General features: G+C 52.5%; 17 protein-coding genes. 3 read left to right on the plus strand and 14 right to left on the minus strand.

Annotation, left to right across the window (positions count from 1 at the left end):
- Positions 1 to 160 precede the first annotated feature (160 nt).
- Complete coding sequence (locus R50912_RS20630) at positions 161 to 1231, plus strand: SDR family oxidoreductase (protein WP_042237512.1); 1071 nt, start codon at positions 161 to 163, stop codon at positions 1229 to 1231.
- 44 nt (positions 1232 to 1275) lie between these two features.
- Here R50912_RS20630 and R50912_RS20635 read toward each other — a convergent pair whose 3' ends face one another.
- The 6 genes from R50912_RS20635 to R50912_RS20660 form a co-directional block, all read right to left on the minus strand.
- Positions 1276 to 1644, minus strand: coding sequence for a winged helix-turn-helix transcriptional regulator (locus R50912_RS20635; protein WP_042237514.1), 369 nt, complete (start codon positions 1642 to 1644; stop codon positions 1276 to 1278).
- Between the two features lie 78 nt (positions 1645 to 1722).
- Positions 1723 to 2469, minus strand: a complete 747-nt coding sequence (locus R50912_RS20640; RefSeq protein WP_156123226.1) for a hypothetical protein — start codon at positions 2467 to 2469, stop codon at positions 1723 to 1725.
- A 35-nt stretch (positions 2470 to 2504) separates the two neighbouring features.
- Positions 2505 to 2957, minus strand: a complete 453-nt coding sequence (locus R50912_RS20645; protein WP_042237517.1) for a flavodoxin — start codon at positions 2955 to 2957, stop codon at positions 2505 to 2507.
- 254 nt (positions 2958 to 3211) lie between these two features.
- On the minus strand, positions 3212 to 3607 hold the full coding sequence (locus R50912_RS20650) for a VOC family protein (RefSeq protein ID WP_042237519.1): 396 nt from the start codon (positions 3605 to 3607) through the stop codon (positions 3212 to 3214).
- 3 nt (positions 3608 to 3610) lie between these two features.
- Positions 3611 to 3985, minus strand: a complete 375-nt coding sequence (locus R50912_RS20655) for a VOC family protein (protein ID WP_042237521.1) — start codon at positions 3983 to 3985, stop codon at positions 3611 to 3613.
- A gap of 110 nt (positions 3986 to 4095) precedes the next feature.
- Positions 4096 to 5001, minus strand: a complete 906-nt coding sequence (locus R50912_RS20660) for a helix-turn-helix domain-containing protein (RefSeq protein WP_042237523.1) — start codon at positions 4999 to 5001, stop codon at positions 4096 to 4098.
- 418 nt (positions 5002 to 5419) lie between these two features.
- On the opposite strand from R50912_RS20660, the gene R50912_RS20665 reads away from it, so the two are divergent.
- Both R50912_RS20665 and R50912_RS20670 read left to right on the plus strand, forming a co-directional pair.
- Entirely contained in the window at positions 5420 to 6283 is an 864-nt protein-coding gene (locus R50912_RS20665) for a class I SAM-dependent methyltransferase (protein ID WP_042237524.1), read from the plus strand.
- A gap of 3 nt (positions 6284 to 6286) precedes the next feature.
- Entirely contained in the window at positions 6287 to 7033 is a 747-nt protein-coding gene (locus R50912_RS20670; RefSeq protein ID WP_042237526.1) for an RluA family pseudouridine synthase, read from the plus strand.
- A gap of 55 nt (positions 7034 to 7088) precedes the next feature.
- Here the strand turns inward: R50912_RS20670 and R50912_RS20675 are convergent, their stop codons facing one another.
- The 8 genes from R50912_RS20675 to R50912_RS20710 form a co-directional block, all read right to left on the minus strand.
- Positions 7089 to 7520: a MarR family winged helix-turn-helix transcriptional regulator gene (locus R50912_RS20675; RefSeq protein ID WP_042237528.1), complete on the minus strand. Its 432-nt coding sequence runs from the start codon at positions 7518 to 7520 to the stop codon at positions 7089 to 7091.
- A 394-nt stretch (positions 7521 to 7914) separates the two neighbouring features.
- Positions 7915 to 10356, minus strand: coding sequence for a DNA gyrase subunit A (gene gyrA / locus R50912_RS20680; protein ID WP_042237530.1), 2442 nt, complete (start codon positions 10354 to 10356; stop codon positions 7915 to 7917).
- Between the two features lie 585 nt (positions 10357 to 10941).
- A complete protein-coding gene (gene parE, locus R50912_RS20685) occupies positions 10942 to 12924 on the minus strand; it encodes a DNA topoisomerase IV subunit B (protein WP_042237532.1) in 1983 nt (660 codons plus the stop codon).
- 70 nt (positions 12925 to 12994) lie between these two features.
- Positions 12995 to 13984: an ABC transporter permease gene (locus R50912_RS20690; protein WP_042237534.1), complete on the minus strand. Its 990-nt coding sequence runs from the start codon at positions 13982 to 13984 to the stop codon at positions 12995 to 12997.
- Positions 13977 to 14945 (minus strand): ABC transporter ATP-binding protein, encoded by a 969-nt coding sequence (locus R50912_RS20695; RefSeq protein WP_042242878.1) that lies wholly within the window; start codon positions 14943 to 14945, stop codon positions 13977 to 13979. The genes R50912_RS20690 and R50912_RS20695 overlap by 8 nt, the downstream gene beginning before the upstream one ends.
- Before the next feature lie 91 nt (positions 14946 to 15036).
- Positions 15037 to 15966, minus strand: coding sequence for a GDSL-type esterase/lipase family protein (locus tag R50912_RS20700; protein ID WP_052416578.1), 930 nt, complete (start codon positions 15964 to 15966; stop codon positions 15037 to 15039).
- A 658-nt stretch (positions 15967 to 16624) separates the two neighbouring features.
- A complete protein-coding gene (locus R50912_RS20705) occupies positions 16625 to 17413 on the minus strand; it encodes a CAP domain-containing protein (RefSeq protein ID WP_042237537.1) in 789 nt (262 codons plus the stop codon).
- Positions 17414 to 17757: 344 nt separating this feature from the next.
- Entirely contained in the window at positions 17758 to 19722 is a 1965-nt protein-coding gene (locus tag R50912_RS20710) for a WG repeat-containing protein (protein WP_042237539.1), read from the minus strand.
- Between the last annotated feature and the right edge of the window lie 459 nt (positions 19723 to 20181).

Here is a 20181-nt window from a genome sequence, read left to right on the forward strand (position 1 = left end):
TCAAGCATTCTTTCCTCCGGGCCGGATCAGCCCTCAGGAAAGGATGCTTTTTGTTGTCCTTATGTTACCTCAAGGTTCCTATATGACCTTAAAGTGCGTACTGTTCAGTATTCCTGCGGCAATACATAATGATGGAATACTTAGTGAAGGAGAACTGCACATGAACCCTTTAGATTCAGACTTACGTAAAACAGCACTTGTAATCGGCGCGAACGGCGTCATCGGACGTAACCTGATTAATCATCTGGCTGCGCTTCCTGATTGGGATATCATCGGCGTGTCGCGCCGGGGAGGTCAGGACACCAGCCGTGTGCGTTATATAGCTGCTGATTTACTGGACCCATCGGAGAGCCGGCAGAAGCTTGGCGGCTTGGCGGAAGTGACGCATATATTCTATGCCGCGTATCAGGACCGGCCTACCTGGGCAGAGCTGGTCGCGCCTAATCTGGCTATGCTTGTTCACGCGGTTGAGGCGGTTGAACCTGCGGCGCACAAGCTCCGGCACATCAGCCTCATGCAGGGATATAAGGTATATGGCGCGCATCTCGGCCCGTTCAAAACACCGGCACGCGAAACCGATGCCAATCATATGCCGCCGGAATTCAATATTGCGCAGCAGGATTATCTGGAAGAGAAGCAGTCTGGCAAAAGCTGGACCTGGTCGGCCCTGCGGCCTTCCGTCGTCTGCGGATACGCTCTCGGTAATCCCATGAACCTGGCGATGGTAATCGCCATTTATGCCTCCATGTCGAAGGAGCTGGGAATTCCGCTGCGCTTCCCCGGCAAGCCGGGCGCTTATCACAGCCTGCTTGAGATGACAGATGCCGGTCTGCTTGCCAGAGCAACAGTGTGGGCAGCAACAGAACCGCGCTGTGCCAATCAGGCCTTCAATATCACCAACGGCGATCTATTCCGCTGGAACGAGCTGTGGCCTAAGATTGCCTCCAGCTTCAATCTGGACACGGCGCCCCCGCTCCCGATGTCCCTATCGATGGTTATGCAGGACAAAGAGCCGCTCTGGAACCGTATGGTCGAGAAATACGGGCTGGAGCAGAACAGCTATGCAAGTGTCTCCTCGTGGGCCTTCGGTGATTTTGTATTCTCCTGGGACTATGATTTCTTTGCCGACAGCACCAAATCACGCCGGGCAGGGTTCCTTGAGTTTATGGATACGGAAGCCATGTTTATGGACATCTTTGCGGATCTCCGCCACCGCCGGATCATTCCCTGATCCGCGCAGAACAGCCGGTCTCTGAAATTCAGAGACCGGCTGTTCTATTCTTCCTTCTGCGTTTGGGAGAGCACAACTGCCGTATCCCCGTAAACCCTTTCGACATGGGCATCGCCCCATCTGCACATCAGATGCAGAATCTCCTTGAGGCTCCAGCCATAGTCGGTCAGCTCATACTCCACTCTGGGAGGCACCACATTATACGAGGTTCTTGTGATCACCCCGTCCGCTTCCAGTTCCCGCAATTGCTGCGTAAGCACCTTCTGTGTAATGAACGGCATTTGGCTGATGAACTCCCCGTTGCGCTTCTTCCCAAAGGTGAGCAAGAACAAAATGACCGGTTTCCACTTGCCCCCAATCACTTCGAGTGTCGCTTCCACTCCGGTGTTGTAGGTTCTAATTCCTTCAGACATAGGCCAAGGACACCTCCTGTGGCTTAACCATATCTTCTTTGAACGCCCCCTGCAAGGATTACGCCGAAGTTCTCCTGCCTACATCAGCCCGTATCCGCGAAAGATAGGCTCATCCCGGTCGTTCCGGCGGCTGCCGTATTTCATGCAGCCTTCCACATGCTCTTCCCGTTCCAGGAACACAGACAGCAGACGCACATAGTCGAGCGACTCCTGCAGTGGGATACCCGCTCCGTCAAAGATATGCCGGCGTCCATCCAGAAGCGAATAGATTCCGATCGTTTCTGCCGGTTTCCCGTAGGCCTGATGGCAGAAGACACTGGCCATATGCAGAAAACCGGTGATTACATCCTCATTCCCGTTTACCATAAATTTCTGGATGTTCAGACAACGCCCCTCCTGCCCTGAGTTCCAGGCAAGCTGGAAAATCATCGCCAGCTCGATCGCCAGCTCCGGTACAGGAACATGCCACTGCTCATACAGCATTACCGGAATCTCACCGGTATGATTGCCGGCAACAATCCGCGTCAGCTCATCGGCAACCGTTTGCTTGATATCCCAATAATGCATCAGGGAAGGAAAAGCATGACCCTTCGGCGGCCAGCGGCGCTCCAGCAGAAATTGCACAGGCGTCTCCCGGCGCACCTCAGGCTGCAGACTGTAGAAGTCATTAAGCGTATGTCCGACCGCGTACTGGACCTGCTGTCTCCAGCGGGGAATTCCCGTGGCCGGAGCTCCGCTGCCGTTCATCTCTGCTCCGCCCAGCATGATATGCTCCATCCGGAAATCATTCAGCCGGCTGTAGCGGACAGTCCCTGCATCCTGCATCTTTCCTGCGAAGCATCCTGCCCCGGCGCCCATCCTTAAGAAACCGCCGCGCAGGTCTCGATGAACTGGCGTCCGAAGCTGCGGCAAGCCTCTTTCTCTGCTGCGTTCGGCCCGTACTCAATCTTCAGACTGGCTTGTACGATCTCGGCACCGTGTTCCTTCAGCTTCTCTTCAATCTGATCAACCGCTCCGCAGTAGATTTCATAACCGGTATCTCCGCTTCCGAAGGCGGCAGCCTTGCAGGAGCTGAGGTCGAGCTCATCCAGCTCTTCATAGAAGTCAAGGAATTCATCCGGCAGCTCGCCGTCCCCCCAGGTATACGCACCCAGCAGCACAGCCTCATAAGCCTTTATCTCATCCGCATTGCAGTCAGTGACCGATTTCAGCACGGCCTCTCCGCCTGCCTGGCGTATCCCTTCCACAATCAGTTCAGCGATTTCCTCCGTATTGCCTGTCAGGCTGGCATATGCCACTAGCACCTTAGCCATCACTCTGTCCTCCCAAGGTAAATATGAAATGTATTCTGTATAGTCCATCTCAAAAGGCAACCATGTTTTGCTAATCCCATTCTATTTGATAATGATTATCATTGTCAATATTTTAAAAGCTAGCCGCTCCGGAATTTAGGCACTTTTGTCCCCGATAACAGAACCAGCGGCAATGCCGGACTTGAACTGCTGTCCGGCATTGCCGCTGGTATATATCCATATTTTCAGATGAAATGCAGTGAAGAAGGCCTAACCTATTCTCCTTTGCCGTCCGAACAAATCTCGATCAGATTCCCTTCCGGATCAGCGACGTAACAGATTCGCAGTCCGTATGGTTCAGTTGTAGGCGGGTACACCGGTTGGACACCGGCCTCTATCAGCCTGTCATATTCCAGATCGACATCTGTAAAGTGTGGCACACCAAAAGTGATTTCCATCGTACCGTTCAACCCGCCGGGATAGTCAAACTTCCTCGATAACTGGCTCTCGAACAGTGCACGCTCACACAAATTGAAATAGATGCCTCCTGCTGTCCTGACTCCTGTAAACCCGCCGCCGTCATAGTCCAGTTCCATCCTCATTAAATCTCTGTAGAACCGGACCATCTTCTCCATATCATCCACGCACAGGGCGATTGCTCCCAGCTTCATGCGCTAAACCTCCAAATATCCGCCTTCAAGCAGGGTAATGCCGTTGCCGTCCGGATCTCGGAAATTCATTTCTTTCCCGCCGTATTCCATCGTCACCGGAGGCTGACAATCCAGCCCTTTCCCCTTAAGCTGCTCATAGGTTTCATCCAGGCTGCTGCAGGAGAATACCAGATTAACGACTCCTGTCGTGTGCTTGCCCCATTTGCTCTCGTCCCAGATAATCAGCCCCGGCTGTCTGCGGTCGAAACCAATCTTCGCGCCGTCATACTGTCCAAAGCCTTCAAACGGAATCGGGACTCCCAGCACCTCGGAATAGAATGCCGCGAGCGCCGCCGGGTCCTTGCTGTACAGATTGATGCCGTCAAAACTTGTTATCATAAGTTAAATCTCCTTCCGTTCTGTAGCTGTATTATGATCCGGCCGTGATTAGCCTGTCTGAACTCATTGTACTTCTGCCCTGCCGGGCCTGTATTGCAAAAAAACGACATTCAGCTCCGCGCATAGCTCAGGGCATCCAGCGGCGTTCTGCCGGCGAATTTGCGGAAATTGTTGATGAAATGCGACTGGTGGCTGTAGCCGTAAGCAAATACAATATCCTGCAGCCCGCCTCTGTGCAGCGGAGTCCGGTACAGCTCCAGCCAGGCATTCTGGAAGCGGACAAGATCTGCCACCTTTTTGGGAGGAAGTCCGATATGCCGGCGGAACAGGCGTTCAAGCTGGCGGCTGCTAAGGCCAGAGCTAAGCTCCAGCTCCCCTGCACTCACCACCCCGCGGGATTTAAGCATCCTGTGGACAGCATTCATCATCCCGTCACTGCTGCGGCCGGCATAATCCAGTCTCCGCAGGAGGAATACCTCTGCGATGGCGATGCGTTCAGACATCGTGTGAGTCCCCCGCAGCTTGTCTCCCAGCTCCATACGGAAGGAACGGAAGTATTGCTCCACCGGAGCATGAACATTCAGCACATCCTGCAGCTGCTCATCTGCAAACAGATGAACCGCCCAGAAATGAAACCGGATGGCGAAACGCTGTTTCCCCGCAGGCTGGCGGGCTTGTCCCACTTCAAACGGGGCATCGTTAATGCCGCAAAAAATCCCGCCAGACTCCCCTGTACGCTCGTCCCATTCCCATATGATGTCCATACAACTATCCGGTATGATCGTTTCCGGCCGGTTACTGAAAACACTTTTACTTTCACTTTCAGTTTCACTTATATCTGCTCCGTTATTCCCTTCTGTAATTCCAACGGACTGTGCATCCAGCGGTTCCGCCGTTGGTGATACAGAACCCCAGAAACAACGGATGTACGGCTGCAGCAGCCTGCCGGGCCGGTACTCGCCGCCTCCGGCCGGGTTCGCTGTAATCGGATGGTACAACTCCGAGAGGTTGAACATAACATCCGGCCTCACCTTCGTTATGCTCAGGCTGCAAGGGACGGAGTTAGCCGTTCATCTGCGCCTAAGCTGATATATTTTAATAGCCTGTAGTAAATTCACTATTGGGTTTGATCTTGTCACGAAGCCTGATATCTTCCGGGAACTGTTTACTAATTCCGTCGGTCCACGTGTAATCTGATCATACACAATCCGTGCAGGAAGTGCCAGCAGCACTACCTGCACGGTCATCCGGGACTTTGTCTTCGAAACTGCCACGGTTCAGCCTGCTCTCCTATACTTTTATGGCAATATCATACACCGGTGATCTCTTGGCTAAAATGAGAAGAGTCGCAGCTTTGCAACCAATTTGTTTGTAGCAGCAGGCTTAAATGTTGTACAATAAAGGCTAAATGACTTTTTGAAGGATGGATTAATAATGTATATAGCAAGTGACTGGAAGGACTATGAAGTGATTGATACCGGTGGCGGAGAAAAGCTGGAACGCTGGGGCGATATTATCCTGCGCCGCCCGGATCCGCAAATCATCTGGCCGCTGGCCAGCGAGAGTGCCAAATGGCGTGATGTGCACGGACACTATCACCGCAGTTCCGCCGGGGGCGGGCAATGGGAAATGAAGAAAAGCATTCCGGATGACTGGAAAATCAGCTACGGCAAGCTGAAGTTCCATCTCCGTCCGACGAACTTTAAGCACACGGGTCTCTTCCCTGAGCAGGCGGCCAACTGGCGCTGGATGATGGACAAGATCGCTGCGGCTAACCGCCCAATTTCCGTGCTTAACCTGTTCGCATATACCGGCGGAGCAACCGTTGCAGCGGCAAGTGCCGGAGCCTCCGTAGTTCATGTCGATGCAGCTAAGGGTATGGTTCAGTGGGCCAAGGAGAATGTAGCCTTATCCGGGCTTGCCGACAAGCCGGTCCGCTACATTACAGATGATGTATTCAAGTTCGTGCAGCGTGAACAGCGCCGCGGCAGCAAATATGATGCGATTATCATGGACCCGCCTTCCTACGGAAGAGGCCCGGGCGGCGAAATGTGGAAGCTCGAAGCCAGTCTCTATCCGTTCCTGGAGAGCTGCATGGAGATTATGAGCGATCGGCCCCTGTTCATGCTGATTAACTCCTACACTACCGGCATTTCACCTACCGTACTGCGCAACATGCTGTCGATGACGATGGGCAAGCGCTACGGCGGTAAGCTTACCTCCGGTGAGATCGGACTGCCGATCACCTCCTCAGGCATGAATCTGCCTTGCGGAATTCTGGGCCGCTGGGAGGCGTAAGCCATGACCGCGCAGAACAACGGAACATCCGGGGTGTCCGGCAGCGGACAATCCCGGTTTGAAATTCTGTATGAGGACAACCATCTGCTCGGCATCGTGAAGCCCGTTAATATTCCGGTGCAGGAGGATGCTACAGGCGATGCGGATCTGCTGACCCTGCTGAAGGAAGATGTGAAGGAACGTTTCGCCAAGCCGGGGAATGTCTTCATGGGCCTCGTTCACCGGCTGGACCGGCCTGTAGGCGGCGCGATGATCTTCGCCAAGACTTCGAAGGCAGCCTCACGGCTGTCTGAGAGTGTTCGCACACACGCCTTCCACAAGGTGTACCTGACCGTCGTTCATGGCAAGCCCCCTGCCTCCCAGGGCCGGCTGATTAATACGCTGCTGAAGGATGAGCGGAGCAACACGGTCAGTATTGTCCGCACAGGAACACCGGGAGGCAAGGAAGCGATTCTCGATTATACGGTGCTCGGCAGCGCTGAGGGCTACACCCTACTCAAGATCGATCTGCTTACCGGACGCTCCCACCAGATCCGCGTACAGCTGAGCGGCATCGGCTGCCCGCTGTACGGAGATCAGAAGTATGGGGCCGCAGTGAACAGACCCGGCCAGCAGATTGCGCTGTGGTCAGCACTTGTCGGGTTCCCGCATCCGGTGACCAAAGAGGAAGTTGAATTGATCTCCCTGCCTCCACAGACCTATCCCTGGAATCTGTGGACCCCGCAGAACCAAAAGCAGGCTATCCGGTAACGGACAGCCTGCTTTTGTGTGTATGCATCTATATGAGGTCAACACTGGACATCTATTAAGGAGTCGAACCTTCCGGAGCCGGAGCTACCGCCATCTTCCCCATCAGATAGAGCAGCAGCTGCTGGTTATGTGATGAAATGGGATCGAGCGCTTCGGCAAAAAAATCGCTGCGGATCTTCAGTCCGCGAGAGGTCTCGTTCTTGCCAGTCTCGGTGATGCTTACCCAGACGATCCGCCTGTCGGAGGCATCGCGTTCACGGATAATCAGATTATGTTTCTCCATCCGGTCAAGCAGCATAGTTACAGCCGCCGGGCTGGTGGCCAGATGCGGAGCCAAATCAGAAGGTTTCATCGCGTCACGTTCCTGCAGCAATTCCAGTACGGTAAGCTGGGCATCGGTCAGTGTAGGGGCAAGCTTGCTATCCATATGTAGCTTATAGTCCTTTAATATCTTATGCCAGATTTTACTGAATTCAGTGGAGTGCACACTTATTCCTTCCTTTCCCTGCGGATCTCTATCCGGTATACCTAAACATTTTCGCGAAATAAATTCCATTTCCTGCAAAAGAAAAAAATAAAATCACGGCCGCTAGTGAATTTAAGGTACGCACTTACAGATTTCTCAATGAACCCGCTGTTTGTGGTGGTGATGGAGTGACTGCTGATTATACCTTGGAATCCATGAATCTAAGTTGTAATACCTGCAAAAGTAATCATTCTATACACTGTTTGACGTGTCTCGGAGCGAACCGTGTAATTCTCCGTTGCCTGATCAAACTTGTAAATCCCAGGTTAATACAAATAGACGGCGTTCGGAGCTCTTTAAAATTGAGCAGCCGGACGCCGTTTAAATTAATTAATATTATAAGCTTCTGCCCCGGCTATTTGACTGCCGGGTACAGGCTGATGATCTCATCCTTCTTCTCGACAGCAACCAGCTGCTTGCCGATGGAACGGCGCTCACCAATCGGTGCCGATTCGGAGGAGAAGGTATGAACCGCACCGCTCTGGGTGATAGCGGTCAGCTCCACCGGCTCTTTGCAGTAGAAGGCCCCCACAAGTCTGCTGCCGTTCGGGCGAACCCGTTTGCCTTCTTTGAACTCGAATGTCGGCATCCCTTTGCCTCCGCGGCTCTGTGAAGGGTAATCCAGCAATAGAGAGCGTTTGGCATAGCCAATCTCGGTAACCGCAAGAATCTCCCCTTCGTCCTCACTGACCCAGAAGCTGGAGACGACCTCGTCGCCTTCTCGCAACTGAATCCCTCTTACCCCTGTGGCCACACGGCCCATAGGGTTAACTTCACTCTCCCGGAAGCGGATACTCATCCCTTCACGGGTCACAAGCACGATGTCCTTGTCTCCGCTGCTCAGCGCCACTGTAATGATCTCATCACCGTCAGCTACCTTACAGGCGGCTACGGCTCCGGAACGGCTTGTAGAGTACTCCTTGAGCTCTGTACGCTTCACCTGCCCCTTACGGGTGACGAAGACCAGACTTGCCAGCGGGTCCTCCAGGTTGCCGACCGGCAGCACACTGACAATGCCATCACCCTTGGCGAGACCGATCACGTTCACAATCGCCGTACCAGGCTCCTTCCATTTGAATTCCGGTATCTGATGAACCGGAAGCAGGAAGTATTGGCCCTTGCGGGTGAACACAAGCAGGCTGTCCCGGGTATTCAGGTCCAACAGCCTGACGATATGGTCGCCGTCCTTGACACCCGATGCGTGGCGCTCTCCGCCTGAACGGGTGAAGGATGGCATGCCTGTCCGCTTGATATAGCCACCCTCAGAAATGGCGACCAGCACATCCTCGGCATTCACGAGAACCTCCATGCTGACCTTCAATTCCTCCACTTCACCCTGAATCAGTGAACGGCGGTCGATCCCGTATTTATCACGGATCTCGAGCAGTTCTTTGCGGATGACGGCCACCAGCTTCTTGTCACTGTCCAGAATGCCCTGCAGGACAGCAATCTTGGCATGCATCTCATCAAGCTCCTTCTGGAGCGAATGAATCTCCAGATTGGTTAACCGGTATAACTGCAAGGTAAGGATCGAATCGGCCTGGCGTTCGCTGAAGCCGAACATCCACACGAGATTATTCTGGGCATCCTGGCGATTCTTCGATGCCTTGATTGCGGCGATGACTTCATCCAGAATGTTCAGAGCTTTAACCAGCCCTTCCAGGACATGGGCCCGGTCCTCTGCACGCTCCAGATCAAACTGGGTGCGGTGGGTAACCACTTCACGCTGATGGGCGATATAGGCTTCAAGGATCGACTTCAGGCCGAGCTGCTGCGGAGCCTTGTTAACGATGGCCACCATGTTGAAGTTATAGGTGATCTGCAGATCGGTTTTTTTGAGCAGGTAGGCCAGAATACCATTCGCATCGGCTTCCTTCTTCAGCTCAACCACAATCCGCAGACCCTCACGGCCACTCTCGTCGCGGACTTCGGCAATGCCTTCGATCTTCTTCTCCAGGCGGATGTTCTCCATGGAGGTCACGAGCCGTGACTTCACAATCTGGAAAGGCACTTCGGTAATAACAATCTGCTGCTTGCCGCCGCGCAGGTTCTCAATCTCCGTCTTCGAACGCAGGTAGATGCGGCCTTTACCAGTACGGTACGCATCCATAATGCCATCGCCGCCCATAATCGTTCCGCCCGTAGGGAAGTCTGGACCTTTGATGAAGGTCATGATGTCCTCCAGCGCGATGTCCGGCTTCTGCATGACAGCGATACAGGCATCGATGACTTCACGCAGGTTATGCGGCGGAATTTCCGTGGCGAACCCGGCAGAGATCCCGCTCGTCCCGTTGACAAGCAGATTCGGATACCGGGATGGAACCACGACCGGCTCCTTTGCCGTATTATCGAAATTGTCTTTGAAAAGCACGGTGCGTTTTTCAATATCACGCATCATCTCCAAAGCGATTGGAGACAGGCGCGCTTCTGTATAACGCATAGCTGCTGCAGGGTCATCATCCATTGAACCCCAGTTGCCGTGTCCGTCGACAAGCACATGTCCCATCTTCCAGGGCTGAGCCATCCGGACCATCCCGTCGTAGATCGAGGAATCTCCATGGGGATGGTAGTTACCCATGACGTCACCGACTGTTTTGGCCGACTTGCGGTATGGCTTATCCGGCGTGTTGCCCGAATCGTACATCGCGTACAGAATCCGGCGCTGCACGGGCTTCAGCCCGTCGCGGACGTCCGGAATCGCCCGGTCCTGAATGATATATTTGGAATACCGGCCAAATCGGTCACCAACGACCTCTTCCAGAAAAGCCGGCAAAAATTGCTCTGATAAACTGCTCATTCCCTATTCACCTTCTGTTCCTCAATCTGTCCACGTCTTTAAATATTGATGATCTGACCGCTGCGCTCTTGCGTTATTAAATTCAAAAACCAAACAAAATTTTGATAACAGGTAAGTCGTAACTGCGGTGAGTTTGGACTTTCGGCCGCTGTTATATTTAGATTCTAGTCATACGCTTAATAGATTGAACTTAAAATGAATCCAATGAGATGTTGTTCATAACTGCGGTGAATGTTTGGACTTCCGGCCGCTGTTGTCTCCGGATTTCTTGATTCTTACCGCTTATAGCGATTGAAATCCGGTGACAAAGGCGGACGCTGTCGCTCCTACAGTTCCAAAATTCCCCTCCGTTATTCTCATCTGTTATTGTCTTCTTCAGTTCAAGCTATATAGCGGATGAAATCTAAATACAAAGGCGGACGCTAACGCTCCTACAGTTCCAAAATCCCCTCCGTTACTTTCCCTTGTATCAGTTTATCAAGACATAGTTCACCATCCATTGAATTCAAGAACCAACCGCTGCGCGTAAACCGATCATCAAAAAATTAAAAACAGCGGAAGTAATCGTTACTTCCCCACTAACCCCTACTCTACTATCTCTGTAAAGTCGACGTTCTCGACGATCCAGCGCTTACGCGGATCAACCTTGTCGCCCATCAGTGTGGAGACGCGGCGTTCCGCCTTGGCGGCATCCTCGATCTGCACCTGCAGCAGCGTGCGGGAATCCGGATTCATCGTTGTTTCCCACAGCTGGTCCGGGTTCATCTCACCGAGTCCCTTGTACCGCTGCAGCTCGAAATTCTTGCCGAATTCCTTCAGGTAATTCTGCAGCTCCTCATCACTCCAGGCGTAGCGGACGGTTTCCAGCTTACCCGATTTACGCGTCAGCTTATACAGCGGAGGCTGGGCAATGAAGACCTTGCCGGCATCGATCAGAGGCTTCATGTAGCGGTAGAAGAAGGTCAGCAGCAGCACCTGAATATGCGCACCGTCCGTATCGGCATCGGTCATAATGATAATTTTGGAATAATTGCTGTCTTCCACGGCAAAATCAGGACCTATGCCCGCACCAATCGCCGATATAATCGCCTTGTATTCATCGTTCTTCAAGATATCCAGCAGCTTGGCCTTCTCCGGATTCATCGGCTTCCCCTTCAGAGGAAGAATGGCCTGAATCTTCGAATCACGGCCCTGCTTGGCTGAGCCTCCGGCGGAGTCGCCTTCTACGATGAAGATTTCGGTACGCGTAACATCCTTGGATTGTGCAGGCGACAGCTTGCCGCCAAGATTCGAGCTCTCGCTGCGTTTCTTGCCGCTGCGGATTTCATCGCGGGCTTTGCGGGCCGCTTCGCGCGCCTTGGAAGCCTGGATCGATTTCTTGAGCAGGCTCTGCGCGACCTGGGGATTCTCCTCGAGGAAGCGCGCCATTTTCTCCGAGACAATAAAGTCCACGGCACTGCGGGCAGAAGCACTTCCCAGCTGATCCTTCGTCTGTCCGACAAATTCCACATCCGACATCTTAATGCTGATGACCGCCATCATTCCCTCGCGGAGATCATTGCCCTCCAGATTCTTATCCTTCTCCTTAAGCAGCTGCGTCCGCCGGGCATAGTCGTTCAGCACACGTGTATAGGCTGTCTTGAAGCCGGTCTCATGCGTCCCGCCGCTGCGCGTAGGAATCGAGTTGACGAAAGAAGCAATGGTCTCCGTGTACCCCGCATTGTATTGCAGCGCAATTTCCACTTCAATCTCATCCTTCTCGGAGCTGAAATGAACCACATCATGCAAGACATCCTTACCCTCATTGAGGAACTGTACAAACTGGCTCGCGCCGCCCTCATAAAAGAACTCATCCTGCCGCCCGCTCCGCTCATCGCTGAGGTTGATCCGCAGGCCCGAGTTCAGGAAGGCGATCTCCTGCACCCGTTCCGCAAGTGTATCGTAATTCAGTGAAATGCCAGTCGGGAAGACGCGAATATCCGGCTTGAAGGTGATCTTCGAACCGGTCTTATTCGTATTTCCCAGTACCTCAAGGCCAGTCACAGGCTCGCCGACATGTTCTTTCCCGTTTTTGTCGACCCAATATTCGAAGCGTTGCCGGTGGATCTTGCCTTCACGGTAAATCTCCACTTCCAGCCACTCGGACAAAGCATTGGTTACTGATGCCCCTACGCCGTGCAGACCGCCCGATTTCTTATAGCCGGAGCCTCCGAATTTACCACCCGCATGCAGAATGGTGAAAACAACCTGCGGAGTCGGCACTCCCGTCTTGTGCATTCCGGTCGGAATTCCCCGTCCGTTGTCAATTACGGTGACCGATCCGTCCTTGCGGAGTGTGATATCAATCTTCGAGCAAAACTTGGCCAAATGCTCATCTACGGCATTGTCCACTATTTCCCATACTAAATGGTGCAGTCCCGAGGAACTCGTACTGCCAATATACATGCCGGGCCGTTTGCGGACCGCAACCAGACCTTCGAGCACCTGAATGTCGTCAGCATCGTATCCAGTCCGGCCAACTTCGGCGTTCTTAGAGACTTTTGCAAACATATCGATCTGTTCGAGCATTCATGCTCCTCCTTCTTGTGTCACTATCTCTATAAAATGCAAACAAACGTTTTCGTTCACTTTGTACATTCTAATTCAAAATATCCCGTTTCGTAAAGACGGCGAATGAAATGATTACTGCAGCCAGTCCCCAAATCGCCAATACCGCCATCGAAAATGCCAGTGTCATGCCCTCAATCGGTGCGGGAGTACCTGCTAAATACCCGGTAAGCCCCATATTAACCATAAATAAATATTTGGCCGCAGTCCAGGCTGAAGCCATATTCGTCAGGATCGTGCCTGCAATCAGCGCCGCCATCATCACCACGATACTGGCTGCCGTACTGCGTACCAGAACCGACACCATGAAGGCCAGCAGAGCAACAACTACGCTGACGAACCAGATCAGACCGCCCTGCATCAGCAGGTATTTCCATTGCGGCACGGCGTGAACCGTGGTCATATCGACCGTATCCCCGCTTAGCTGAAAGCCAGTGAACACCGGAACATCGAATCCTTTATATCCAAAAGCCAGCCCTGACACCAGGTAGCTGATGATAAAAGCAGACAGGACGATTAAGGAGACAAACATCATGAGGGCCGTCATTTTACTGAACAGCACCTTCCAGCGTTTGACCGGACGCGTCAGCAGCATCTTGATCGTTCCTGTTGTTCTCTCTCCTGAGACCAGATCCGAGGCCACCGCCATAATCAGCAGAGGAATGAACAGGGATACGGAATTGTCCAGAAACTCACGGGTAAAGGTAACGCCGCTTGGCTCGTTCGGGTTCACATCGTGATCCAGATAATACTGCAGCTGCTGAACAAAAATCCTCCGGTATGACTTCCATTCTTCCGGAATCCGGTCGCTGCCGAGGGAGTTCTGGTTATCGGTAATCTGCTGCTGGACCTCCAGCCTCCAGTCAGAGTTAAACTTATCCCGGCTCCGTTCTGCTATCCGCATCTGTGCATAGGTAAACATAGGCACAAGCACAAGCAGAATCAGCAGGATGACATAAAACCGTTTCTTTTTTATGATTTTGAGGCACTCATTGCGGATGAGCGGCAGCAGGTTAGTCAATAGTTTCACCTTCCGTTAGCTTCAAGAATAGCTGTTCCAGTGTTGGGTTGATTTTATGCACAGCCCGGACCTCCACCTCATCTGTAACCAGTACGGCGACAATTTCCGGGATTAGCTCCTCTTCCATAACCGTGATCAGGGAATTCTCTCCCATGCCTGCGATAATGGAGTCGTCCAGTGTTACCTCATCCAGCTCCAGCAGACGGATATCCGGCCGGCTGTTTAATAGTTCTCTTGCCTGCTTCAGCGGCTCCAGCTCCCACAGGACGTATGGAGAATTGCGGGCAACGAGCTCGTCCACACCGCCCACGGCGAGTACCCGCCCTTTACTGATGATCGCCACACGGTCGCACAGCAGCTGAATCTCGCTCAGCAGATGGCTGGAGACGAACACGGCCAGCCCTTCATCCGCCAGCTTGCGGATGAATTCGCGCAGCTCCTTGATGCCCTTCGGGTCCAGGCCGTTCGTCGGCTCATCGAGAATCAGCAGCCGTGGCCGGCCCAAGAGTGCCTGGGCAATGCCCAGCCGCTGGCGCATCCCCAGTGAATACGTGCTCACCTTGTCATGAATTCGCTGATCCAGCCGTACAATATCCACAACCTCGGCAATCCTCGCCTTGTCCACACCGGGCTGCATGCGGGCGAAATGCTGCAGGTTCTCCCAGCCTGTCAGATAGGTATATACCTCGGGATTTTCGACGATGGAGCCTACGTATTGCAATGCTTTTTCCGGGTCACGGTTTACATTGTAGCCGCAGACGGTAATTGTTCCTTCACTTGGCCGGATCAGGTCAACCAGCATACGAATTGTCGTTGTTTTGCCGGCACCATTGGGACCCAGGAAACCGAATATCTCGCCTTTCCGGACGTCAAACGTAACATCATCTATGATCCATTTACGGCCTATTTTTTTGCGGACCCCTTGTACGGACAGGACTACCTCCCCTGAGGCTTCTTGCATTGGTTTAGCCATCGATATCCAACTCCTTGCTGCACTCATTTCTGTTCACAATGCTCCTGTTCTGGCTCCATTCCAATCCCTGTGTTCCTTACTAGTGCACAGCTTGTACAATCCGTTCACTTATCCGCTGATAACCGTCCCCGTTGGGGTGGAAATGATCATTCGAGAGATACTTGTTCAGATGCCGGTTGAACAAATCGAAGGTCGGAACGAGTGTCATATTGCTATGGGTGTTGATGATATCCATCGCTGCATTGTTCCAGGCAGTTACAGCCTGATTGCCCGGAACCAGCAGGTCCGCAATATCTCCGAAGGGATTATACAATCCCACGTAATAAATCTGTGCCTGCGGATTAATCCCGGCAATGGTGTCAAGAATACTGCCCAGCCGCCCCGATGCATCAGGCAGAGCCGAGAGCAGAGACTCGGGAGTCAATTCGTCGGTGGAGGCTGTAGGCACGGGTGCTGAACCTTCTACCGTGTTATTCGCAGCGGATTCAGTCCCGAGCGGTGCTATTCCGTTCGTAGGATTCTCCGTATCTGCTGACGATGCTGCCTCTCCGCTACTGCTGCCTGATCCCATAATATCCGAGCCTCGGAACAGGTCATTGCCGCCTATAGAGATCAGGATTACATTCGCCTGGCGCAGCGCGTACTGTACACCCTCCTCCTGAAGCTTGCTCTGCAGTCCGGCTGTGGTTAAGCCGTTAATGCCCATGTTGCCGAGCAGCTCCGCCTTGCCTCCGTCCGCCGATAACGCCTCCAGCGTACGCTTCACAAACCCCTGTCCGGAATTGTCGCCGGTCCCTTTGGCCAGAGAATCCCCCAGCGCCAGTATGTTCAATTCATCCGTTGCCGCTGCTGTCGGTGCAGCTGTTTCCTGCGGGAGGGAAGACAGGAGTGTCTCCCCTTTGGGGTTGATAATATCGCTTACCGCGTACACAAACCCTATAATTAAAAGTAAAGTTGCCAGGATGGATACCAGGCCCACTGCCCTCCAGGTCCATTTGGAATCGTTCAATGCTATCCCTCCGTATGCCGATCTATTCTCCATTGTTCCACATTTTACAAACTTCTTAACTATGTAGATAAACATAATTCTTCTTTGCTTAATTTGCAAATAAAGCGGGGGGTTTAGGTGATGGGCGCGGCTGCGGTGATTTTGGGCTTCCGGCCGCTGTTGTCCGCTCCTACAGTTCCAAAATCCCCTCCGCCGCTTCCACCTAAACGGTGTGGAGCAGGCAGGGCGGCACTATAGCGCTGCGCTGATCGTGCGAAACCGCAAAGCTCCATCCACTCTCACAAGTGGAAAAATGTATCTAAAATTCGTCAATTTCTGAGCAGTGGACGGAAGCAAGTGGATAAACAACATCTAATAATGTAAGTTTTCGCTACTTTGGGTGAAAGGACATAATTTAAGTGTTGTTTTTCCAACTATGGTTTTAACGCGGTCCATTGCTTCTTCAGCAGATGGACAAAATCCAACTAATTTCATTTCCCAGCAAAGCCCGGGCCTATCGAGTTCATTCTTCAAGTGTCATTCCCGCTCCACTATTATCCACCATAGACGATTGTGATATTTCCTAAACCTCAAAAAAAGTCCCCCGGCAAGCCGGAGGACGAGTGAAGCCTTACAAATGAAGCATAAGAGGTTAGTTGATTTACGTTGAGTTGTTATATTATTTACCGATGAATTCTTGAACCCAGTAATTATTGTCAAAGCCTACGCCGATGTAGTTGAAATTCGTACTCAGAATGTTAGCCTTATGGCCCGGGCTGTTCATCCAGGCAGTCATAACTTCCTGCGGCGTTTTCTGGCCCATTGCGATATTCTCTCCGGCTGCCTGATAAGTAATACCGAACGCGGACATCATATCAAAAGGCGATCCATAGGTCGGGGAAGTATGGGAGAAATAGTTGTTCGTACGCATATCCGTAGCCTTGGCCGCTGCCACTTTGTTCAGGCTGTCCAGTGCGGAGACAGGAGCCAGTCCTGCAGCAGCGCGTTCTTTGTTCACCAGGGCTACAACCTGCTGAATGTAGCTTGAAGCGCTGTCTGCGACAGCTGGAGCTGGTGTAGCTACTGGCTTAGCTGTGGCCACAGGGGCAGCCGTCGGTGCTGGTGTAACAGCAGGCTTAGCCGTTGCTACTGGCGCAGCTGTGGCTACTGGTCTAGCTGTCGCTACTGGTACAGCGGTAGCCACTGGCTTAGCTGTTGCTGCCGGGGCTGTCGCTACCGGATTCTTATAAATAACGGTTTGGGATACGGTGAACGTATTCCCGTCAAATACAAATGCCTTCGAATTGTACTGTGTGAAATATTCCATGAATTTTGCGAAATTCGTATCTGAAGCGGTTGCCGTAGTGGCTCCAGCTGCTGCGCTTGCCTGTAATGGAAGTGAAATGCTAAGTGCCATAACAGCGGCTACACTTCCACCTATCATTGCTCTTAAAGTCTTGCTTTTCATTCTGCCATCTCCTTATTCTTGTTGTAGAATTACCTGGCTGCCGAGAGTTGCGGACATCAATTGTTACAAAGTTGTAATTTGTTCCTCAGTCATTGTAACATAAAAGTTCCCGCTGTGCGCTTCTAAATTATGACATTTCCCTTCAGGCCTGAGGCTTGTCCGTTCCTCTACAAAAAAGTGGAAACGGCTTGCCGTTCCATAATAAGGACGGTACCGTTTCAGCGAGAAATAGTAGGATAATCTATAGAGCGTGAAGCATATACATTCTTATATTTCAAGAAACCGTCCTCTTCAGAACGGTCGCATGTTCTTATAGTTAATATCGGCATTTCACCGGCCGCCGCTTAATGAAAGGACTGCCAGAATTCCCCTTCTGTCGAGATCAGGCCCATAATTTCGGCATACGGAATCCGGAATGTTGGAAAGCCCGCAGCATACGGAGCAATTTCATAAGGGGCAAAATAGAGATACAGCGCTTCGCCATCTACATAAAAAGGCTGGTCAGCCGTAATGCCTTTGTACGTATCCGGAAAAACATAGGAATACTGCGGATCATTCGCAATCTGTTTTCCGACAATATCACTGAGTTTCTGCACATATCTGCTGCCAGGCTTGAACAGATCACTCAGCGTGTAAAATTTGCCGTTGCGCAAATTGATATGCTCATAGAGCATTGTCGGCATCCCATGTGCCGCCCCAAATGGAAAGCGGTATCCGCTGAGTTCCAGTACCAGCAGATTCTTGCGGAAGAAGGATACGGCAAAATCTCCCGTATAGCTGAAATCCTGCCCCGCTCCCCCAGTTCCCGCACCTTCTGCGAGTGAGAGACTGCGCAGCTTGTCATTGACGGCTCTGGACACTTCGGAGATGGCAATACCTTCCACGACCGGATAGTAGACCAGGTAATCCCTGTTCGGTTTATATTTCTTCTCCAGCACGGAATACGGCGGTCTGAGCGGAATGACCCCATTTTGCCGCCAAACCTGCTTGCCTCTGCGGTCATAGTAGGCAGTACGCTGGTCTACATCCGCACGGATCAGGTTGCCGCTGAAGGATAGCGATCCTGAGCCGGCAATGACCGGCGGCTGGGCAGCTTTTTTACCGCTTTTATCGATAAAATACGTATCCTTGGCATCATACACCGACGCTAGCCCGTTCTGATAATTGTTCACCCCGAGCAGCGGATGGGTACTGAGAATTCTTCCTGTAAGCGCATCTGCGATCACATAGCGTGAGCCCCGGTACGGCTGATCGGCATAAAGTGGAGTTCCCAGCGCAACCCGGTTCTCACCAAGCTGCTGGACTTCATAGTAAGTTGCCGGAATAATGGCTTTGCCCTGCTTGTCGATCAGGCCATAAGCATTACCGTAATTCTCTGCTGTGTTGATTACCGCACGCCCTTCGGAGAAAGGCAAGGCTGCTGTAAACTGCGGCTGGATGGCAATGCTGCCGTCTGTGTGGAGGTAACCGTATTTCCCGTTCTCTGTAGCCTGAAAAGCCAGCAGACCCTCCCCCGGATACCCCACGAATGGATATTTGTACGTATGCAGCACCGTTCCCTGGGGATCAATCAGCGCGTACTCACCCTCAGCGACTTTGACCAGAGCCGTTCCGTCATTGAAATCCCCGGCATCCAGATACACCGCTGGCAGCACCTCTTTGCCTTGGGCATCCAGATATCCGTAGTATGAGTTCCCCCCGGTTGTATTCTGCTTGGAGAACAGCGCGCGGCCTTCATGCAGCGAATTCAGATAGTCATACCGCGCGGACGTGACCTCTTTGCCTTTTTCATCAATAAAAGTGTAGCCCTTAGCATCCGAAACCACAGCCCGCCCTTCGGCAAACGGAGCAATAAAGGAATATAGCGGTTTGACCTTCTCCCGCCCGGAGCTGTCAATCAGGCCGCTGTAATTCTTGCGCTGCACTACCGCCAGGCCATTCTCCTGGAAATCCTCCGCATAGTCGTATCTGGGCTCGATCACAGTTCGTCCGTCGTTATTAATGTAGCCCCACAGGGTTCCCTCTTTAAGCTTAAAAGGAGCCGGGTGCAGCAGCTCCGCCCGCAGCCCGCTGGCATCTACCTCCGGAAGGATGATAAGCGCCTCCAGCGGCTTTTTGGAGTAGTCTACGCGGTATAATCCCGCTTCTGCCGGGATCGTCACGAACAGCTCATCATCCGCTCGGATGAAATCCTCCTCCTGCTGCGAAATAGCCTCATTCCAGCCGATCCCGTCCCACCGCCATACCTCCGCCATAATCAGACCATTGTCATTCTCTTTTCCCAGCTCGTTCAGCTTAATCCTCAGCATTCTGTCGCTCTCCCTTACAAAGGCATTTGCCTATAGAATATGAGAGTGAGGGGGAAAGGGTGTTTATGTGCCTGGGGCTGCCGAGACGCTTGAGTATGAGCGTCAACGTGAGCGTGGAATACGTTAAGAGCGTCGAATGCATTAAGAGCGTGAGGGCATACATGCGTTAAAAGATTAGGAAAGGTGCGGCCGTAACTGCGGTGAATGTTTGGACTTCCGGCCGCTGTTAGGTTTGGATTTCCTGATTTTGACCGCGTTCGCGGTAGAAATCCAAACCTAAAGGCGGACGCTATCGCTCCTACAGTTCCAAACTTCCCCTCCGTTACTCTCCACCTTTCTGCAGCAAAACCAAGGTCACTGGCACAAACTACATCAAAGCATAAACTGCAACCCTAAGAGCAGCACAAAAACACCCTTTCAGAGGGTGTTAGCCGGATGTTCAAGGGCTGCTTCGCCTGC

It is taken from the genome of Paenibacillus sp. FSL R5-0912 (assembly GCF_000758605.1).
In the GTDB taxonomy this organism is placed as follows: Bacteria; Bacillota; Bacilli; order Paenibacillales; family Paenibacillaceae; genus Paenibacillus_AQ.